Source organism: Streptomyces sp. KL116D (assembly GCF_030766975.1).
Taxonomy (GTDB): domain Bacteria; phylum Actinomycetota; class Actinomycetes; order Streptomycetales; family Streptomycetaceae; genus Streptomyces; species Streptomyces longispororuber_A.
In genome coordinates, this window is sequence record NZ_JASERH010000028.1 from 1 (window position 1) to 15,542 (window position 15,542).

The following is a 15,542-nucleotide window of genomic DNA, read 5'->3' on the forward strand; positions in this document are numbered from 1 at the left end:
GCTGCTCACCTTCCGCAGGTTGTTGACTGTTCAACTATACCCACAGAACCGTGCCCGCCCGCGACCTATTCCCCACCCCCTTCTGCGTCTCCTCCCAGGCCCTCACCCCGCCCCCCTCTCCCGAAAAGCCCTTGCCGCGCCGCGCCGGGCCCGCGACGATCACCCCGATGACGACGACACCGGAACCCGCAGCCACCGCCCGCCCCGTCGCCCTGGTCACCGGCGTGGGCCGCACCATCGGCATCGGCGCCGGTATCGCCCGCCGCCTCGCCACCTCCGGCTGGGACATCGCCTTCACCTACTGGACGCCCTACGACGACCGCATGACCTGGGGCGTCGAGAAGGGCGCCACCGACGCGATCACCGACTCCCTCACCGCACACGGCGCGGCCACCGCCGCCGTCGAGGCCGACCTCACCGACCCCGGGGCGCCCGCCCGCATCTTCGACGAGACCGAGGCCCGCCTCGGCCGCCCGGTCACGGCGCTGGTGATGTGCCACGCCGAATCCGTCGACTCGGGCCTGCTCGACACCACGGTCGAGAGCTTCGACCGGCACTTCGCGGTCAACGCCCGCGCCACCTGGCTGCTGATCCGCGAGTACGGCCGCCGCTGCACCGCCGCGCCGGGCACCGGCCGCGTCATCGCCCTCACCAGCGACCACACCGTCGGCAACCTGCCCTACGGCGCCAGCAAGGGCGCCCTGGACCGCATCACCCAGGCCGCCGCTCACGAACTCGCCCACCTCGGGGTGACCGCCAACGTCATCAACCCCGGCCCGATCGACACCGGCTGGATGCCCGACGGCCTCCGCGACGACCTCACGAAGGCCACCCCCGCGGGCCGCCTCGGCACCCCCCAGGACACCGCCGACCTCGTCGACTTCCTCTGCTCCGCGCAGGGCCGGTGGATCAACGGCCAGTTGCTGAAGAGCAACGGCGGAATCGCCTAGGAGGCCACCGGTGACCGTGCGCCACGCCCGCCCCGCCGACCTGCCCCGCGTCGCGGAGCTGGCCGCCGAGCACGCCGCGTACGAGCGGGCCGCGCCGCCCGCGCCCGACCTCGCGCGGCGGCTCGGCACCCTGCTGTTCGACACGCCCGCGCCCCGGCTGCGCCTCCTGGTCGCCGAGCCGGCCGACGGCGGGCCCCTCGTCGGCTACGCGAGCTGCGCACCCGAGCTCTCCACCTGGCAGGGCCGCGAGTACCTGCACATGGACTGCCTCTTCCTGAGCGAGGCGGCCCGCGGCTCGGGCACCGGCGCGCTCCTGATGGCCGCCGTGGCCGCCGAGGCCCGCGCGCTCGGCCTCGACGAGATCCAGTGGCAGACGCCCACCTGGAACGAGGGCGCGGCCCGCTTCTACGACCGCATCGGCGCCCACGCCAAGGAGAAGCTCCGCTACACGATGAGCAGCGCCCTCACCGACCGCTGACCCGGTACGGGTCCCGCCCGGTCGCCGCGAGCAGCCGCTCGAACCCGGGCGCGTCCGCGGCGACCGGCACCGGCTCCCCGAACACCCCCATCGACCGGGCCGTCGGCGCCAGCTCCGCCACCGCGGCCGCCAGCGGCGCCACGACCCGCGCCGGCACCTCGTACACCTGGCCCGTGGCCCGCGCCAGGTCCCACGCGTGCACCGTCAGATCGAGCAGCGCCATCGAGCCGACCAGGCGGGCGGGCATCTTCATCGCGCCGCTCTCCCCCTCCTCGGCCCCCGGCGCCGACCACGCGGCGACCAGCGCGTCCGCCTCGCGCGCGAACCGCTCGCGCCAGTCCGCGCCCTCGCCCACCCGGTCCGGCGTCGAGCTGAAGTCGGAGTCCTTCTTCGCCGCCAGTTTCTGGAACTCCACGATCACGTGGAAGAGATGGTTGACCAGGGACTTCACGTCGTAGTCCGCGCACGGGGTCGGCCCGGTCAGAGCCTGGTCGCCGATCCCGGCGACGACCGGCACGGCGTGTTCCGCCGCCACGGCCATCAGCTCTCCGACGCCGTCCACCTGCGCCTGTCCGTTCGCCTGAGTGTCCATGTCCCGACGCTACGGCCGCGGGCCCCGCGGCTCTTGAACAAACGCGACGCTGTCAGTGCCCGGCCGTACGATCCGCTCATGGACCCGGCCCCGTCCGCACCCCGCCGCGACACCCGCGGGATCGTCGACCCGTCCGCGCTGCTCACCCGCGTGCGGCTGCGCCGGCACGCACCCGCCGAGGCCCTGCGCCCGTACGTCGAGAACTACTGGTTCATCGACTGGGACCTGCCCGCGCCGTACGCCTCGCACATCGTCCCGCACCCCTCCGTGAACCTCACGTTCCAGTGGGACTCCGCGGACAGCGGGGAGAGCGAGCCCTACGGCGAGTTCACCGGGGTGTACGCGCCCGGTCTGTACACGCGCAAGATCGGCGGCCGCGGGCGGGTGTGCGGGGCGAAGTTCTGGCCGGGCGCGTTCCGCCCGTTCGTGCCGGACGTCCCGGTCGCCGACTGGACCGGCCGGATCCTGCCGTACGAGGACGTCTTCCCGGCGACCGACGTCACCGCCGTCGTCTCCCCCGCCGACGACCGGGACCGGATCGCCGCGCTCGACGCCTACCTGCTGCCGCTGCTGCCCGCGGCCCCCGACCCGCAGGCCGGGCTGGCCCGCCGCCTCGTCGCCCGGATCCGTGCCGACCGCGAGGTGCGCCGCGTCGCCGACCTGGCGCACACCGAGCACCTGACGACGCGCTCCCTGCAGCGCCTGTTCTCCGGGTACGTGGGCGTCAGCCCCAAGTGGTGCATCCTGCGCTACCGCATCCACGAGGCGCTGGAGGCGGCCGCCACCCGGGACGACGTCGACTGGGCGGCCCTCGCCGCCGACCTCGGCTACGCGGACCAGGCCCACCTCGTCCGGGACTTCACCGCGACGGTCGGCGTCCCGCCCACGTCCTACGCGGGCGAGTCCGGCTGACCCGGCCCCTCCAGCGACTTCCGGAAGTGGAACGAGCTGATCTCCATCCGCTCCCGCAGGTAGAACCGGTGCGCGTCCGTACGCCGCGTGCCCGAGTCCAGGTCCAGGCACCGGCAGCCCAGCCGCACCGCCCGCTCCTCCAGATACCCGAGCAGCGCCCGGCCCACCCCGCCCGACCGCGCGGCCCCCGACGTCACCAGGTCGTCGACGTACAGCTTGCGCACCTGGCTGGTGTTGACGAGCACCCGCCAGCCGGCCACCCCCACGCACACTCCGTCCTCGGCGTACGCGGCGCTGAACCGCAGCCCCTGCCCGTACCCCTCCGCGTACACCTCGCGGAACAGGTCATCGGTCAGGTGCGGGCGCAGCTCCCGCAGCACCGGCAGCACTTCGGAGACGAGACGCTCGTCCCCCGGCTCAAGGTCGACGATCTTCATGCCACGACTGTAAGGGCGCTACCCGGCGTGCTTGATCGCGTAGATCATCACGAACGCCACGATGTGGATGCCGAAGAGGAAGTAGCCCAGGTACCACCACATGTACCGCTCGCCCTTCTTCTCCTGGGCGAGCCGGCGCGCGTCGTACTCCTGCTGCAGGACGTCCAGCGGATCCGGAGCGTCGTCACTGCTCACGGTGGACCTTCGTGTTCGACGCCTGGGCGCGCGGGCGGACCACCAGCAGGTCGATGTTCACGTGCGGCGGACGGGTCACCGCCCAGCTGATCGTGTCCGCGACGTCGTCCGCGGTCAGCGGCTCGGCCACGCCCGCGTACACCTTCGCGGCCTTCTCCTCGTCCCCGCCGAACCGGGTCAGCGCGAACTCGTCCGTCTTCACCATGCCGGGCGCCACCTCGATGACCCGCACCGGCGTGCCGACGATCTCCAGCCGCAGCGTCTCCGCGAGGACGTGCTCGGCGTGCTTCGCGGCCACGTACCCGCCGCCGCCCTCGTACGTCGCGAACCCGGCCGTCGACGACAGCACCACGACCGTGCCGTCGCCGGAGGCGGTCAGCGCCGGCAGCAGCGCCTGCGTCACGTTCAGCGTGCCGATGACGTTCGTCTCGTACATCTGCCGCCACTGCTCCGGGTCGCCGGAGGCCACGGGGTCCGCGCCGAGCGCGCCGCCCGCGTTGTTCACCAGCACGCCGATCGTCTTGAAGGCGGTGGCGAACTCGTCGACCGCGGCGCGGTCCGTGACGTCCAGGGCGTACGCGGCGGCCTGGTGCCCCGCCGCGTTGATCTCCTCGGCGAGCGCCTCGATCCGGTCCTTGCGGCGGGCCGTGAGCACCACCCGGTACCCGGCCGCGGCCAGCTGTCGCGCGGTCGCGGCGCCGATGCCGCTGCTGGCACCCGTGACGACGGCGATGCGGGATGCGGCTGCGGGGGCCATGGGCTGCTCCTCGTACGAGTGGACGACTGTCCCCAGGATAGGACGCCGCCTCAGTCGCCCCGGGGCGCGTACATGATCACCGCCATGCCGGCCAGGCAGATCAGGGCGCCCACGACGTCCCAGCGCGTCGGCCGGTAGCCGTCCGCGACCACGCCCCACGCGATCGAGCCCGCCACGAACACGCCGCCGTACGCCGCGAGGATCCGGCCGAACTCGGCGTCCGGCTGGAGCGTCGCCACGAACCCGTACAGGCCGAGCGCGATCACCCCCGCCCCGATCCACACCCAGCCGCGGTGCTCCCGCACCCCCTGCCACACCAGCCAGGCACCGCCGATCTCGAACAGGGCGGCGAGCGCGAACAGCAGCACGGAACGGGCGACGATCATGCGCCACAGGGTGTCACGCACGTGTCGGGACCCGCGCGGCGTGGGATAGATCCGCCGCCGGACCCCGCCCTGCCCCGCCCCTGCCCCCGCCGAGCACGATCGCCCTTCCGCACGGAGGTCACCATGCACCCCGCCCTCGTCCCCGCGGCGCTCGCCCTCGCCCTGGTCTCCCCGGCCGACGGCACCGCCGCCGAGGCCGACCTCGCCTACCACGGCAGCGTCACCATGTCCGGCGCCCGCGTCACCGTCACCTACACCCCGCAGAACCACGGCCCCACCGACGTCCCCGACGCCACCGTCCGGCTCACCGCGTCGGCGCCGCTCGCCGACGCCCAGACGCTGCCCGACGCCTGCCTGCGCACCGGACCGCGCACCGTCACCTGTCGCACCGGCGCCCTGCCGGCCGCGTCCGTCGGCGACCCGCTCACCCTCGGCATCCGGCTCGCGGCCGCCACCACCGAGGTCACGCTCCGGCTCGCCACCGCGTGGGGCGGCGGCCCCGCCGACCACAACCCGGAGAACGACCGGCGCCAGGTCCTGGTCCTGGACACCGGCGACACGTACTACTTCTGAGCCCGCTACGTTGGGGCCCGTGCCCAAGCCCACCCCCGCCCGCCGGACGGCCCTGCTCGCCGAGCTGAACACCGAGTCCCGGCGCTACATGGCCTCCTACGCCCTGTTCAACCAGGCCGTCGCCGACCACATCGGCCTGCACCCCACCGACCTCCAGTGCCTCAACCTCCTCACCCTGGAGAAGGCCCCCGTCACCACGGGCCGCATCGCCGAACTCACCGGCCTGACCACCGGTTCGGCGACCCGCCTCGTCGACCGTCTGGAGAAGGCGGGCTACGTCGTGCGCGAGCGGGACACGGCCGACCGCAGGCGCGTCCTCGTCGTGACCGTGCCCGAGAAGGTCGCCGAGTTCGGCCGCATGTGGGACCGGCTCGGCAGCAACTGGTCGGTCCTCTTCGACGACCTCGATGACACCGAACTCGCCCTGATCATCGGGCACATGAAGCGCACCGTCGCGTTCAGCGCGGACCAGGTGGACCGGCTGCGCTCCGGCGACCTCAGCTGACGCCGGCCGCGTCGTACGACTCCCGCGCCACGGACACCTCGTCCATGTGCGCCTCCGCCCAGTCCTTCACGGCGACCAGCAGACCGCTCAGGCTCCGGCCGAGCGCGGTCAGTTCGTAGTCGACCCGGACCGGCACCGACGGGGTCACCGTGCGCGCCACGATCCCGTCCCGCTCCAGCGCCCGCAGCGTCTGCGTCAGCATCTTCTGGCTGACGCCCGCGATCTTCCGGCCCAGGTCCGAGTAGCGCATCGGCCCGTCGCTGCCGTCGAGGGCCGACACGACCAGGCTCACCCACTTGTCGCTCAGCCGCGCCAGCAGCTGGTTCGTCGGGCACTCGCGCAGGAACGCGTCGTACGCGAACCGCTCCTGCTCGCGGCGCTGCGCCGCCGTCATCGTCGCCATGGCTCCGTGAACCCCCTGCGCACTTCGCGGTGACGTACGCACTTCCAGGTACGTACTTACCGAAAGAGAGTAGCACTCCGTACGGTTGCAGACGTGGCCGGGAAAGCCACACAAAACCTCTCAATCGCCTTACCCATCAAGGGAGTTGCTCTCATGCGCGCAGCAGTCGTCACGACGTTCGGCGGTCCGGAAGCGGTCGAGATCGCGGACGTCGAACGCCCCGAACCGGGCGCCGGCCAGATCCGCATCAAGGTCGCGGCTGCCACCCTCAACCCCGTCGACGCGGGCGTCCGCTCCGGAGCCTTCGGCGGCGCCGGCACCCGGCGCGGGCTCGGCTGGGACGTGGCCGGGACCGTCGAGGCCGCCGACGTCGCCGCGGGCTGGCAGCCCGGCGAGGCGGTGGTCGCCCTGCACTACGGCCTCGCCAACCCCCTCGGCACCCACGCCGAGCACGTCGTCGTCGACGCGTCCGCCGCCGCCAAGGCCCCCGCCACCCTGGACGCCACGCACGCCGCGACCCTCCCCCTCAACGCCCTCACGGCCGCCCAGGCGCTCGACCTGCTCGACGTACGGGCGGGCCAGTCGCTGCTGGTCACCGGCGCGGCGGGCGCCGTCGGCGGCTACGCGGTGCAGCTCGCCGCCCACCGGGGCATCGAGGTCACCGCGTACGCGAGCGCGGCCGACGAGGAACTGCTCCGCGGCCTCGGCGCCACCCACGTCGTCCCGCGCGGCACGGCCCCCGCCCCGGCCGACGCCGTCCTCGACACCGCCGTACTGGGCGCCGAGGCACTGGCCTGGGTCCGGGACGGCGGCGCCTACGCGGGCGTCATCCCCGGCGCCGCACCGGCCCCGGAGCGCGGCGTGCGCACCGCGGCGGTGGAGGTCGCACCGGACGGCGCCCGCCTCGCCGAACTGGTCCGGCTCGCCGACGAGGGCGTACTGACCACGCGGGTCGCGGAGACGTACGCCCTCGCCGACGCGGTGAAGGCGCACGCACGGCTGGCGGAGGGCGGGGTCAGGGGCCGCCTGGTCCTGATCCCCTGACCCCCGGTCCCCTCTAATGTCCGTGATCCTCGGGGGCGTTGCGCGGCAGCAGCGGTACGACACCGCAGCAGACCAGCGCGACACAGGCGACGACGGCGAGGCTCACGACGGTGGCGTGGGCCGCGCCGCGCCCGTCGGCGACCTGGAAGTACACGGTGGTGACGAGGGCGGCGCCGATGCCGTTGGACACCTGCTGCACCGCGCCCAGCGCACCGGCCGCGCTGCCCGCCTCGGCGGGCGCGATGTCGCCGATGGTGACGTCGTACGTGGACCCGAAGCAGGCCCCCATCCCCGTACCGACGACGAACAGCGCGAGCCCGAACGCCCAGCCGGGCACGTCCGTGCCGAAGCGGGCGACGAGCACGAGCAGCGCGACGGTCCCGGCGAAGGTGATCACGAGCCCGCCGAGCACCAGCCGCCGCCCGAACCGGCCGATGAGCCGGTAGCAGGCGATCGACGCGACGACGATCCCCACGGACAGCGGCATCAGGGCGACGGCGGCCCCGGCGGGTGACCTGCCGAGCCCCGACTGGAGGAACAGCGACACGACGTACAGCAGCCCGGCGACGGCGGCGAAGAACACGACGCCGAGCAGCAGCCCGGACGTGAATCCGCGGCCCCGCAGCAGCGAGGGCCGGATGAGCGGATGCGGGGCGACGGTCTGGCGCCGGCAGAAGGCGGCGAAGAACACGGCCCCCGCCACCAGCAGCGGCACGGCCCACCCGGACCAGCCGCTCCCGGCCCCTTCGATGAACCCGCCCAGCATCCCGAGCAGGGCGGCGCCGAGCAGCACGGACCCGACCGCGTCGACGACGGTGTCCTTCTCGCCGCGGTCCTCGGGCAGCAGGCGGACGGCGGCCAGGAAGGCACCCCCGCCGAGCACGATGTTGATCAGGAACACGGCGCGCCAGCCGAGCCCGCCGAGATCGGCGTCGATCAGGAACCCGGCGAGCACGGGCCCGCCGACGGCGGACAGCCCCATCACGGGCCCGAACAGGCTGAACGCCTTCCCGATCTGCTCGCGCGGCCAGGTGGCACCGAGGATCCCGAACCCCTGCGGGATGACGAGGGCTCCGAACGCCCCCTGCACCAGCCGTGCGGCGACGAGCAGTTGAGGACCGCCGGCGAGCCCGCAGGCGACGGACGCGACGGTGAACCCGCCGAGCCCGGCGAGGAACAGCCTGCGCCGCCCGAACTTGTCCCCGAGCCGCCCGCCCAGCACGAGCAGCACCCCGAGCGCGAGCGCGTACGAGGCCCCGAGCCACTGCACGAGCCCGGCACCGCCGCCGAGGTCTCGCGCGATGGTCGGGGCGGCGACGTTGGTGACGGTGGCGTCGACGAGGTCGAGCACATCGGCGGCGAGCACGACGGCCAGCACGGCCCATCGCGCCCGCCCCCCGAGCGAAGCACTCTCGGCCGCACCGGCGGCCGGAAGCGTGGAAGTCATGGGTGAACCCCAAAGGTACGGAGCGGAATGCAGCCGCGACGCCGGCACTGTATGACACTCCATCGGCGTCGCGCAGAAGCTGCGTGACGCAGATAAATATGCGACGAGAGCCGGAAGCTGTCAAGCAGCTTCCGGCTCTCCCCGGCTCCCGTCCGGCGCTCCGCGCGGGGCCTCAGCCCTTCACGCAGACCACCTGCTTCAGCTTCGCCACGACCTCCACGAGGTCGCGCTGCTGGTCGATGACCTGCTCGATCGGCTTGTACGCACCGGGGATCTCGTCCACGACGCCGGAGTCCTTACGGCACTCCACGCCCCGCGTCTGCTCCTCCAGGTCCCGCGTCGAGAACCGCTTCTTCGCGGCGTTCCGGCTCATCTTCCGGCCCGCGCCGTGCGACGCGGAGTTGAAGGACGCAGCGTTGCCGAGACCCTTCACGATGTACGAGCCCGTCCCCATGGAACCCGGGATGATCCCGTACTCACCGGAGCCCGCCCGGATCGCGCCCTTACGGGTGACCAGCAGGTCCACGCCGTCGTAGCGCTCCTCGGCGACGTAGTTGTGGTGCGCGCTGATCTCCTGCTCGAAGGCCGGCTTCGCCTTCTTGAACTCCTTGCGGATCACGTCCTTCAAGAGCGCCATCATGATCGTGCGGTTGTACTTGGCGTACTCCTGCGCCCAGAACAGGTCGTTGCGGTACGCCGCCATCTGCGGGGTGTCCGCGATGAAGACGGCCAGGTCGCGGTCGACCAGGTTCTGGTTGTGCGGGAGCTTCTGGGCGACGCCGATGTGGTGGTCGGCGAGTTCCTTGCCGATGTTGCGCGAACCGGAGTGCAGCATGAGCCACACCGAATCGGACGTATCCACACAGACTTCCACAAAATGATTCCCCGAGCCAAGGGTTCCCATCTGCTTCATGGCTCGGCCCTCCCGGAACTTGACCGAATCGGCCACCCCGTCGAACCGTCCCCAGAACCCGTCCCACTCGGCCGTCCCGAACCCGTGCAGCCGCCCCGGATCCACCGGATCGTCATGCATGCCGCGGCCCACCGGGATCGCCTGCTCGATCTTCGAGCGGAGGCGGGAGAGGTCGCCGGGGAGGTCGTTCGCCGTCAGGGACGTCTTCACCGCGCTCATGCCGCAGCCGATGTCCACGCCGACCGCCGCCGGGCACACCGCGCCCCGCATCGCGATGACCGAGCCGACCGTCGCGCCCTTGCCGAAGTGGACGTCGGGCATGACGGCGAGGCCCTTGATCCACGGGAGGGTCGAGACGTTGCGGAGCTGCTGCATCGCGACGTCCTCGACCGTGGCCGGGTCGGCCCACATGCGGATGGGGACCTTCGCTCCCGGTACCTCTACGTATGACATGAAATCCCCCGTGAATCGGCCTACTTGGAGCAGCAGGGCCTTAAGTGTCAGAAGTGGTGAAACGCGAATAACGGCACCAAGGGCACCGAAAGGGATGCCGGACCGGCGTCCACTGTGGTGCGTGCGATAGACATTGCCTCACTGGCCGCCCTGTCGCGGCAACCGATTAACCAGGCGCAACCCGCCGAGAGGAGCTCCTACGGTGCAGCGGAAGTCGTACGCGTACGTACCGGGTGTCGCCGTGCTCCTGACGGCGTTGCTCGCCGGGTGCACCGGGAGTTCCGACTCGGGGGGCGGGACGGACGACTCGAAGCCGGGCGAGGTGAGCGCGTCGGCGACGTCGGCGAAGCCGGGCCGGTACCGTTCGCTGCCCGAGGCCTGCGCCCAGGTGGACAAGGCGACGCTGGACGAGATGCTGCCGGGCATCGAGGGGCTGCCGGACGAGGAGCAGCGCGAGAAGGCGTACGAGGGCGCGGCGACGGAGACGTACGACACGGACCGCCGGGTCGGCTGTGGCTGGAAGGACAGTTCGGCGGACGCGGGGGCGCACCGGCTGACGCTGGATTTCGAGCGGGTGGTGTCGTACGACGCGGCGGTGAGTGACGACAGCAGCGCGGAGGACGTGTTCGGGGCGAAGCAGGTGGCGGCCGATCTGCCGGCGCCGTCGGCGTCGTCCGCGGGCGACGAGCCGACGCCCGAGGGGTCGGCGGGCGCGTCGGACGACGGGAGCGGGGCGCCGTCGGGGGCCGCGTCGGACGGTGCGTCGGCCACGGCGTCCTCGTCGGTCACGCCGGCCGATCTGCAGCCGCGCGTGCTCGACGACCTCGGTGACGAGGCGTTCGTGGACGACGCGCTGGCGGGGCCGACGGCGGCGCGGCACCGGACGGTGACTGTGGTGTTCCGCACGTCGAACGTGGTGGTGACCGTCGAGTACGAGGCGCAGTCGGCGGGGCCCGGCGAGGTGCCGGACAGCAAGGAAATGCAGGACACGGTGCAGGAACTGGCCGGGAAGCTGGTCGGCCGGTTCGGCGAGTAGGGGACGTTCGGGGCCCGGGCCGGGTCCGGGGAAGGCGAGGCGTGCGGGGCGGCTTCGGCGTACGGTGGCCCATCGGGCCCGGGTTCGTGAAGGTCGGTTGATCGTCGCGTGTCCGGTCCGTGTCCCTGTCAGCGTCCCAGTGAAGGAACCATGCACCGTCCGACCAAGCGACTCACCCGCGTCCTCGCCTGCGCAGCCGCCGTGCCGGTGGTTCTCGTCGTAGCCGGCTGTTCCTCCGACTCGGGTTCGGATTCCGGTTCCGAGAAGGCGTCGAAGGAGTCGAAGGCGTCCGCCTCGACGGCCGGGGACGCGGCGAAGAAGGTGGCTCCGGCGACGTACAAGTCGCTGCCGCAGGCGTGCTCGGCGCTCTCGAAGAAGACGCTGGACGACCTGGTGCCGAAGGGCGACAGCAAGGCGGGCGCCTCGGACGACGAGTCGACGCGGGCGAGTTGCTCGTGGTCCAGCCTGGACAACAACGGCGTGAAGGGCTCCCAGTACCGCTGGCTGAATGTCTCGATGATCCGTTTTGACTCGGATGTCAATCGGGGCAGCGGCGAGAAGCTGGCCTCGGAGCACTACGCGAAGCAGGTCAAGGACGCGCAGGCGACGGAGGGCGCGAAGAGCGTCAAGACGTCGGCGGTGTCCGGTACGGGCGACGAGGCGACGCTGGTGCGCTACGACCTCCCGTACAAGGAGAAGAAGAAGGACGTCACGTCCAAGCAGCAGACGGTCGTCACGCGCGTGGACAACGTGGTGGTGACGGTCGACTTCAACGGTTCGGGGTTCGCGGGCGACAAGACGCCCGACGCCGGTGAGCTGTCGAAGGACGCCGAGAAGGCGGCCAAGGAGGCGGTGGCCGCGGTGACGGAGTCGGGCAAGAGCGCGTCCCCTTCGGCGTCCGCGTCCGCGTCCCCGTCGAAGTCGGCGGACAAGTCGAAGTCCGAGGACGGGTCGAAGTCCGCGGACGAGTCGGGCTCCGGTGCGTCCGTGAAGCCGTCGGCGTCGAAGTCCGCGGCCAAGGACAGTTAGAAGCGCCAGGACCGCACGGTCAACGGGCAGCGTTTGCCCGGCATTTGAGGAGCCCGGCCCCTTTTGGGAGCCGGGCTCCCGCCGTACCGCCCCACGGCCCGCCATGTGCATGTGCCAGTCTGTTGGGCGCAACATGCCGAACTGGGAGGGGAACTGGAGTGGCCGCGCCACTGAAGCTGACACGGACGCACCGGATACTCGTCGGGGTGGTCATCGCGGGAGCGGTGGTCATCGCGGGTATCGGTTTCGCCGGTTCGTACGCGGCGGTCCGCGAGCTGGCCCTGGAGAAGGGCTTCGGGAACTTCTCCTACGTCCTGCCCATCGGCATCGACGCGGGCATCTGTGTGCTGCTCGCCCTCGACCTGCTGCTGACCTGGATCCGGATCCCGTTCCCGCTGCTGCGGCAGACGGCGTGGCTGCTGACCGCGGCGACGATCGCGTTCAACGGCGCGGCGGCCTGGCCCGACCCGCTGGGCGTCGGCATGCACGCCGTGATCCCGATCCTGTTCGTCGTCTCGGTCGAGGCGGCGCGGCACGCGATCGGGCGGATCGCGGACATCACCGCGGACAAGCACATGGAGGGCGTGCGCATCACGCGCTGGCTGCTCTCCCCCGTGCCCACGTTCCTGCTGTGGCGCCGGATGAAGCTGTGGGAGCTGCGTTCCTACGAGGCCGTGATCAAGCTGGAGCAGGAGCGCCTCGTCTACCAGGCCCGCCTCCACTCCCGGTTCGGCCGGGCCTGGCGCCGCAAGGCCCCGGTCGAATCCCTGATGCCGCTGCGCCTCGCCCGCTACGGCGTCCCGCTCTCCGACACCGCCCCGGCGGGTCTCGCGGCCGCGGGGATCGAGCCGCAGCTGCTGCCGCCGAAGCCGCAGGTGCCGGAGCTGGAGCGCACGCCGGCGCCCGAGGCGCCGCAGCAGCCGATGCCCCCGCAGGCGCAGACACAGGCACAGATGCAGGCGCAGGCGCAGGCCGGGGAAGCGCAGAGCCAGTGGTTCGCGACACCGCGCGAGGTGGCGTACCAGGGCGACTACGACCCGAACTTCCAGCCGCCCACGTTCGTGCCGGAGGAGCAGCACCAGGACTGGTACGAGGAGCAGCCGCAGCAGATCCCGGTCCCGCTCCCGTCCCCCCGCGCTCCCGAACCGGACCCCGCCCCGCTCGCCGTCCAGGAGCCGGACTTCCCCGAGCCGGACTTCCAGGAGCCGGACTTCCCGGTGCCGAACGGCGCGGGCGGGACGCGCCCGCTCGGCGACGGCATCCCGGAGGCGGAGCCCGCGGCTCCGTCGGACGAGGAGCTGTACCAGGTGTTCCGGTACTCGATAGACGGCGAGGGCATGCCGACGCAGGCGGCGTTCCAGGCGAACGTGGAGGCGACCTACGGCGCGCAGCTCGCCCAGCGTGACCTGATCCGCTACCACGAACAGTTCAGCAAGCGGCTCACCACCGAGCTGCTGGACGACCACATCGCCTGAGCGCGCGCGGACGCAGCGGACACGGCAAGGGGGCGGCACCCGAAGGTGCCGCCCCCTTGCCGTTGCGTTGCTACGCCCCGAGCAGCTTGCGCACGCGGTCCGCGCCGACGGCGAGGAGCAGCGTGGGCAGGCGCGGGCCGGTGTCGCGGCCGACCAGGAGGTGGTAGAGCAGCGCGAAGAAGGAGCGCTGCGCCGTCTTGATCTCCTGCGGCAGTTCCTTGGCGGTGGCGTCGGCGGGGAAGCCCGCCTGCACCTTCGGGACGCCGTACACGAGGTGGGTCAGGCCGTCGAGCGACCAGTGGTCGTCCAGGCCCTCCAGGAGGAGGGCGATCGACGTGCGGGAGGCGTCGTCGAGGGCGGCCAGGGCCTCGGTGTCCGGCTCCGTGCGCACGATGGTGCGGGACTCGGCGGGCACGTACTTGGTGATCCACGCCTCGGCCTTGTCCAGGCGCGGGCGGACGGTCGCCAGGTCGGTGACCGGGTTCTCCGGGTCGAGCTCGGAGAGGATCCGCAGGGTCTGCTCGGTGTCCCCGGCCGTCACGTCGGCCACGGAGGCCAGCGTGCGGTACGGCAACGGGCGCTCGGTGCGCGGCAGTTCACCGGCGGCGGTGCCGACGGCGCGGCTGTACGCGGCCGCGTCGGCGGGCAGCACGGAGCCGTCCGCGACCTTGCCGCCGAGCTTGTCCCACTCGTCGTAGAGCCGCTGGATCTCCTGGTCGAAGGCGATCTTGAACGACTGGTTGGGGCGGCGGCGGGCGTACAGCCAGCGCAGCAGCTGCGGCTCCATGATCTGGAGCGCGTCGCCCGGGGTGGGGACGCCGCCCTTCGACGACGACATCTTCGCCATGCCGGAGATGCCGACGAACGCGTACATCGGGCCGATCGGCTGCTTGCCGCCGAACAGCTCGACGATCTGGCCGCCGACCTGGAACGACGAGCCGGGCGACGAGTGGTCCACGCCGGACGGCTCGAAGATCACGCCCTCGAAGGCCCAGCGCATCGGCCAGTCGACCTTCCAGACCAGCTTGCCGCGGTTGAACTCGGTCAGCCGGACCGTCTCGGTGAAGCCGTCGAGCGTGCAGGTGTAGGACAGCTCCGTCGTCTCGTCGTCGTACGACGTGACGGTGGTGAGGTCCTTGCCGCACTCGCCGCAGAACGGCTTGTACGGGTAGTAGCCGCCCGCGCCGCCGCTGCCGTCGTCCTCGGACGCGGCGCCGGAGCCCTCGGCGGCCTCCAGCTCGGCCTCGTCGACGGCCTTCTGCTGCTTCTTGGCCGGGGCCTTCTTGGTGCGGTACTGGTCGAGGATCGCGTCGATGTCGCCGCGGTGCTTCATCGCGTGCAGGATCTGCTCGCGGTACGTGCCGGCCTGGTACTGCTCGGTCTGGCTGATGCCGTCGAACTCGACGCCGAGGTCCGCGAGGGCCTCGACCATGGCGGCCTTGAAGTGCTCCGCCCAGTTCGGGTACGCCGATCCGGCGGGGGCCGGGACCGACGTCAGCGGCTTGCCGATGTGCTCGGCCCAGGACGCGTCGGTGCCGGGCACCCCGTTCGGCACCTTGCGGTAGCGGTCGAAGTCGTCCCAGGAGATCAGGTGCCTGACCGTGTACCCGCGGCGGCGGATCTCGTCGGCGACCAAGTGCGGGGTCATGACCTCGCGGAGGTTGCCGAGGTGGATCGGTCCTGACGGGGACAGGCCGGAGGCGACGACGACCGGTTTGCCCGGGGCACGACGCTCGGACTCGGCGATGACATCGTCCGCGTAACGGGAGACCCAGTCCGCGTTCTCTGCGGTCTCCGTGCTCGTGCTCTGGGCCACGATCGGTTCGTCCTTCTCTCCTGATGAGGTCGCGCGGGTGCACTCCGCGCGTCCCCCATTGTCCCAGCTACCCGGGGCAGGAGGAAAACGCCTTATCAATGGGGTGGCGGAGCGCCGTGAGCGACTACCGGCCGGTGGGGC

18 protein-coding genes are annotated in these 15,542 nt (G+C 72.1%); 9 read left to right on the top strand and 9 right to left on the bottom strand.

Annotated elements, in window-relative coordinates; genetic code table 11:
- The first annotated feature begins 167 nt into the window (after positions 1 to 167).
- Positions 168 to 950 (top strand): SDR family oxidoreductase, encoded by a 783-nt coding sequence (locus RBJ77_RS09475; RefSeq protein WP_372344539.1) that lies wholly within the window; start codon positions 168 to 170, stop codon positions 948 to 950.
- 10 nt (positions 951 to 960) lie between these two features.
- Positions 961 to 1,428 carry an N-acetyltransferase family protein gene (locus RBJ77_RS09480; protein WP_372344540.1) on the top strand — a complete coding sequence of 156 codons (468 nt, stop codon included), beginning with the start codon at positions 961 to 963 and terminating at the stop codon, positions 1,426 to 1,428.
- Here the strand turns inward: RBJ77_RS09480 and RBJ77_RS09485 are convergent.
- Positions 1,415 to 2,020 (bottom strand): TIGR03086 family metal-binding protein, encoded by a 606-nt coding sequence (locus RBJ77_RS09485; RefSeq protein WP_372344541.1) that lies wholly within the window; start codon positions 2,018 to 2,020, stop codon positions 1,415 to 1,417. The two genes, RBJ77_RS09480 and RBJ77_RS09485, sit on opposite strands and share 14 nt — an antisense overlap.
- Before the next feature lie 78 nt (positions 2,021 to 2,098).
- On the opposite strand from RBJ77_RS09485, the gene RBJ77_RS09490 reads away from it, so the two are divergent.
- Positions 2,099 to 2,932: a DUF6597 domain-containing transcriptional factor gene (locus RBJ77_RS09490; RefSeq protein WP_372344542.1), complete on the top strand. Its 834-nt coding sequence runs from the start codon at positions 2,099 to 2,101 to the stop codon at positions 2,930 to 2,932.
- On the opposite strand, the gene RBJ77_RS09495 is transcribed toward RBJ77_RS09490, so the two are convergent.
- Genes RBJ77_RS09495 through RBJ77_RS09510 form a run of 4 tightly spaced genes read right to left on the bottom strand, consistent with a single transcriptional unit; the run spans position 2,911 to position 4,707 of the window.
- A complete protein-coding gene (locus RBJ77_RS09495) occupies positions 2,911 to 3,369 on the bottom strand; it encodes a GNAT family N-acetyltransferase (RefSeq protein WP_372344543.1) in 459 nt (152 codons plus the stop codon). The two genes, RBJ77_RS09490 and RBJ77_RS09495, sit on opposite strands and share 22 nt — an antisense overlap.
- A gap of 18 nt (positions 3,370 to 3,387) precedes the next feature.
- The gene (locus RBJ77_RS09500; protein ID WP_255982920.1) at positions 3,388 to 3,564 is read right to left on the bottom strand and encodes a hypothetical protein; all 177 of its coding nucleotides are present in this window, start codon (positions 3,562 to 3,564) and stop codon (positions 3,388 to 3,390) included.
- Positions 3,554 to 4,321: an SDR family NAD(P)-dependent oxidoreductase gene (locus tag RBJ77_RS09505; protein WP_255982918.1), complete on the bottom strand. Its 768-nt coding sequence runs from the start codon at positions 4,319 to 4,321 to the stop codon at positions 3,554 to 3,556. The genes RBJ77_RS09500 and RBJ77_RS09505 overlap by 11 nt, the downstream gene beginning before the upstream one ends.
- 50 nt (positions 4,322 to 4,371) lie before the next feature.
- A complete protein-coding gene (locus RBJ77_RS09510; RefSeq protein ID WP_372344544.1) occupies positions 4,372 to 4,707 on the bottom strand; it encodes a YnfA family protein in 336 nt (111 codons plus the stop codon).
- A 123-nt stretch (positions 4,708 to 4,830) separates the two neighbouring features.
- Between RBJ77_RS09510 and RBJ77_RS09515 the strand changes: the two genes are divergently transcribed.
- Complete coding sequence (locus tag RBJ77_RS09515) at positions 4,831 to 5,280, top strand: hypothetical protein (RefSeq protein WP_372344545.1); 450 nt, start codon at positions 4,831 to 4,833, stop codon at positions 5,278 to 5,280.
- Between the two features lie 88 nt (positions 5,281 to 5,368).
- Positions 5,369 to 5,785: a MarR family winged helix-turn-helix transcriptional regulator gene (locus tag RBJ77_RS09520; protein ID WP_372344577.1), complete on the top strand. Its 417-nt coding sequence runs from the start codon at positions 5,369 to 5,371 to the stop codon at positions 5,783 to 5,785.
- Here the strand turns inward: RBJ77_RS09520 and RBJ77_RS09525 are convergent.
- A complete protein-coding gene (locus tag RBJ77_RS09525) occupies positions 5,778 to 6,188 on the bottom strand; it encodes a helix-turn-helix domain-containing protein (RefSeq protein WP_255982912.1) in 411 nt (136 codons plus the stop codon). The genes RBJ77_RS09520 and RBJ77_RS09525 overlap by 8 nt on opposite strands.
- Before the next feature lie 153 nt (positions 6,189 to 6,341).
- On the opposite strand from RBJ77_RS09525, the gene RBJ77_RS09530 reads away from it, so the two are divergent.
- Positions 6,342 to 7,232, top strand: coding sequence for an NADP-dependent oxidoreductase (locus RBJ77_RS09530; protein WP_372344546.1), 891 nt, complete (start codon positions 6,342 to 6,344; stop codon positions 7,230 to 7,232).
- A gap of 13 nt (positions 7,233 to 7,245) precedes the next feature.
- Here RBJ77_RS09530 and RBJ77_RS09535 read toward each other — a convergent pair whose 3' ends face one another.
- Together RBJ77_RS09535 and RBJ77_RS09540 are read right to left on the bottom strand one after the other, a co-directional pair.
- Positions 7,246 to 8,679, bottom strand: coding sequence for an MFS transporter (locus RBJ77_RS09535; RefSeq protein WP_372344547.1), 1,434 nt, complete (start codon positions 8,677 to 8,679; stop codon positions 7,246 to 7,248).
- A gap of 172 nt (positions 8,680 to 8,851) precedes the next feature.
- The gene (locus RBJ77_RS09540; protein ID WP_372344548.1) at positions 8,852 to 10,045 is read right to left on the bottom strand and encodes an RtcB family protein; all 1,194 of its coding nucleotides are present in this window, start codon (positions 10,043 to 10,045) and stop codon (positions 8,852 to 8,854) included.
- Positions 10,046 to 10,247: 202 nt separating this feature from the next.
- Here RBJ77_RS09540 and RBJ77_RS09545 point away from each other — a divergent pair, with 202 nt between their 5' ends.
- The 3 genes from RBJ77_RS09545 (at position 10,248) to RBJ77_RS09555 (ending at position 13,585) form a co-directional block, all read left to right on the top strand.
- Positions 10,248 to 11,081: a DUF3558 domain-containing protein gene (locus RBJ77_RS09545; RefSeq protein ID WP_372344549.1), complete on the top strand. Its 834-nt coding sequence runs from the start codon at positions 10,248 to 10,250 to the stop codon at positions 11,079 to 11,081.
- A 150-nt stretch (positions 11,082 to 11,231) separates the two neighbouring features.
- Positions 11,232 to 12,110 (top strand): DUF3558 family protein, encoded by an 879-nt coding sequence (locus RBJ77_RS09550; protein WP_372344550.1) that lies wholly within the window; start codon positions 11,232 to 11,234, stop codon positions 12,108 to 12,110.
- Positions 12,111 to 12,268: 158 nt separating this feature from the next.
- Positions 12,269 to 13,585 carry a DUF2637 domain-containing protein gene (locus RBJ77_RS09555; RefSeq protein ID WP_372344551.1) on the top strand — a complete coding sequence of 439 codons (1,317 nt, stop codon included), beginning with the start codon at positions 12,269 to 12,271 and terminating at the stop codon, positions 13,583 to 13,585.
- Between the two features lie 70 nt (positions 13,586 to 13,655).
- On the opposite strand, the gene lysS is transcribed toward RBJ77_RS09555, so the two are convergent.
- Complete coding sequence (gene lysS, locus RBJ77_RS09560; protein WP_372344578.1) at positions 13,656 to 15,404, bottom strand: lysine--tRNA ligase; 1,749 nt, start codon at positions 15,402 to 15,404, stop codon at positions 13,656 to 13,658.
- Positions 15,405 to 15,542 lie beyond the last annotated feature (138 nt).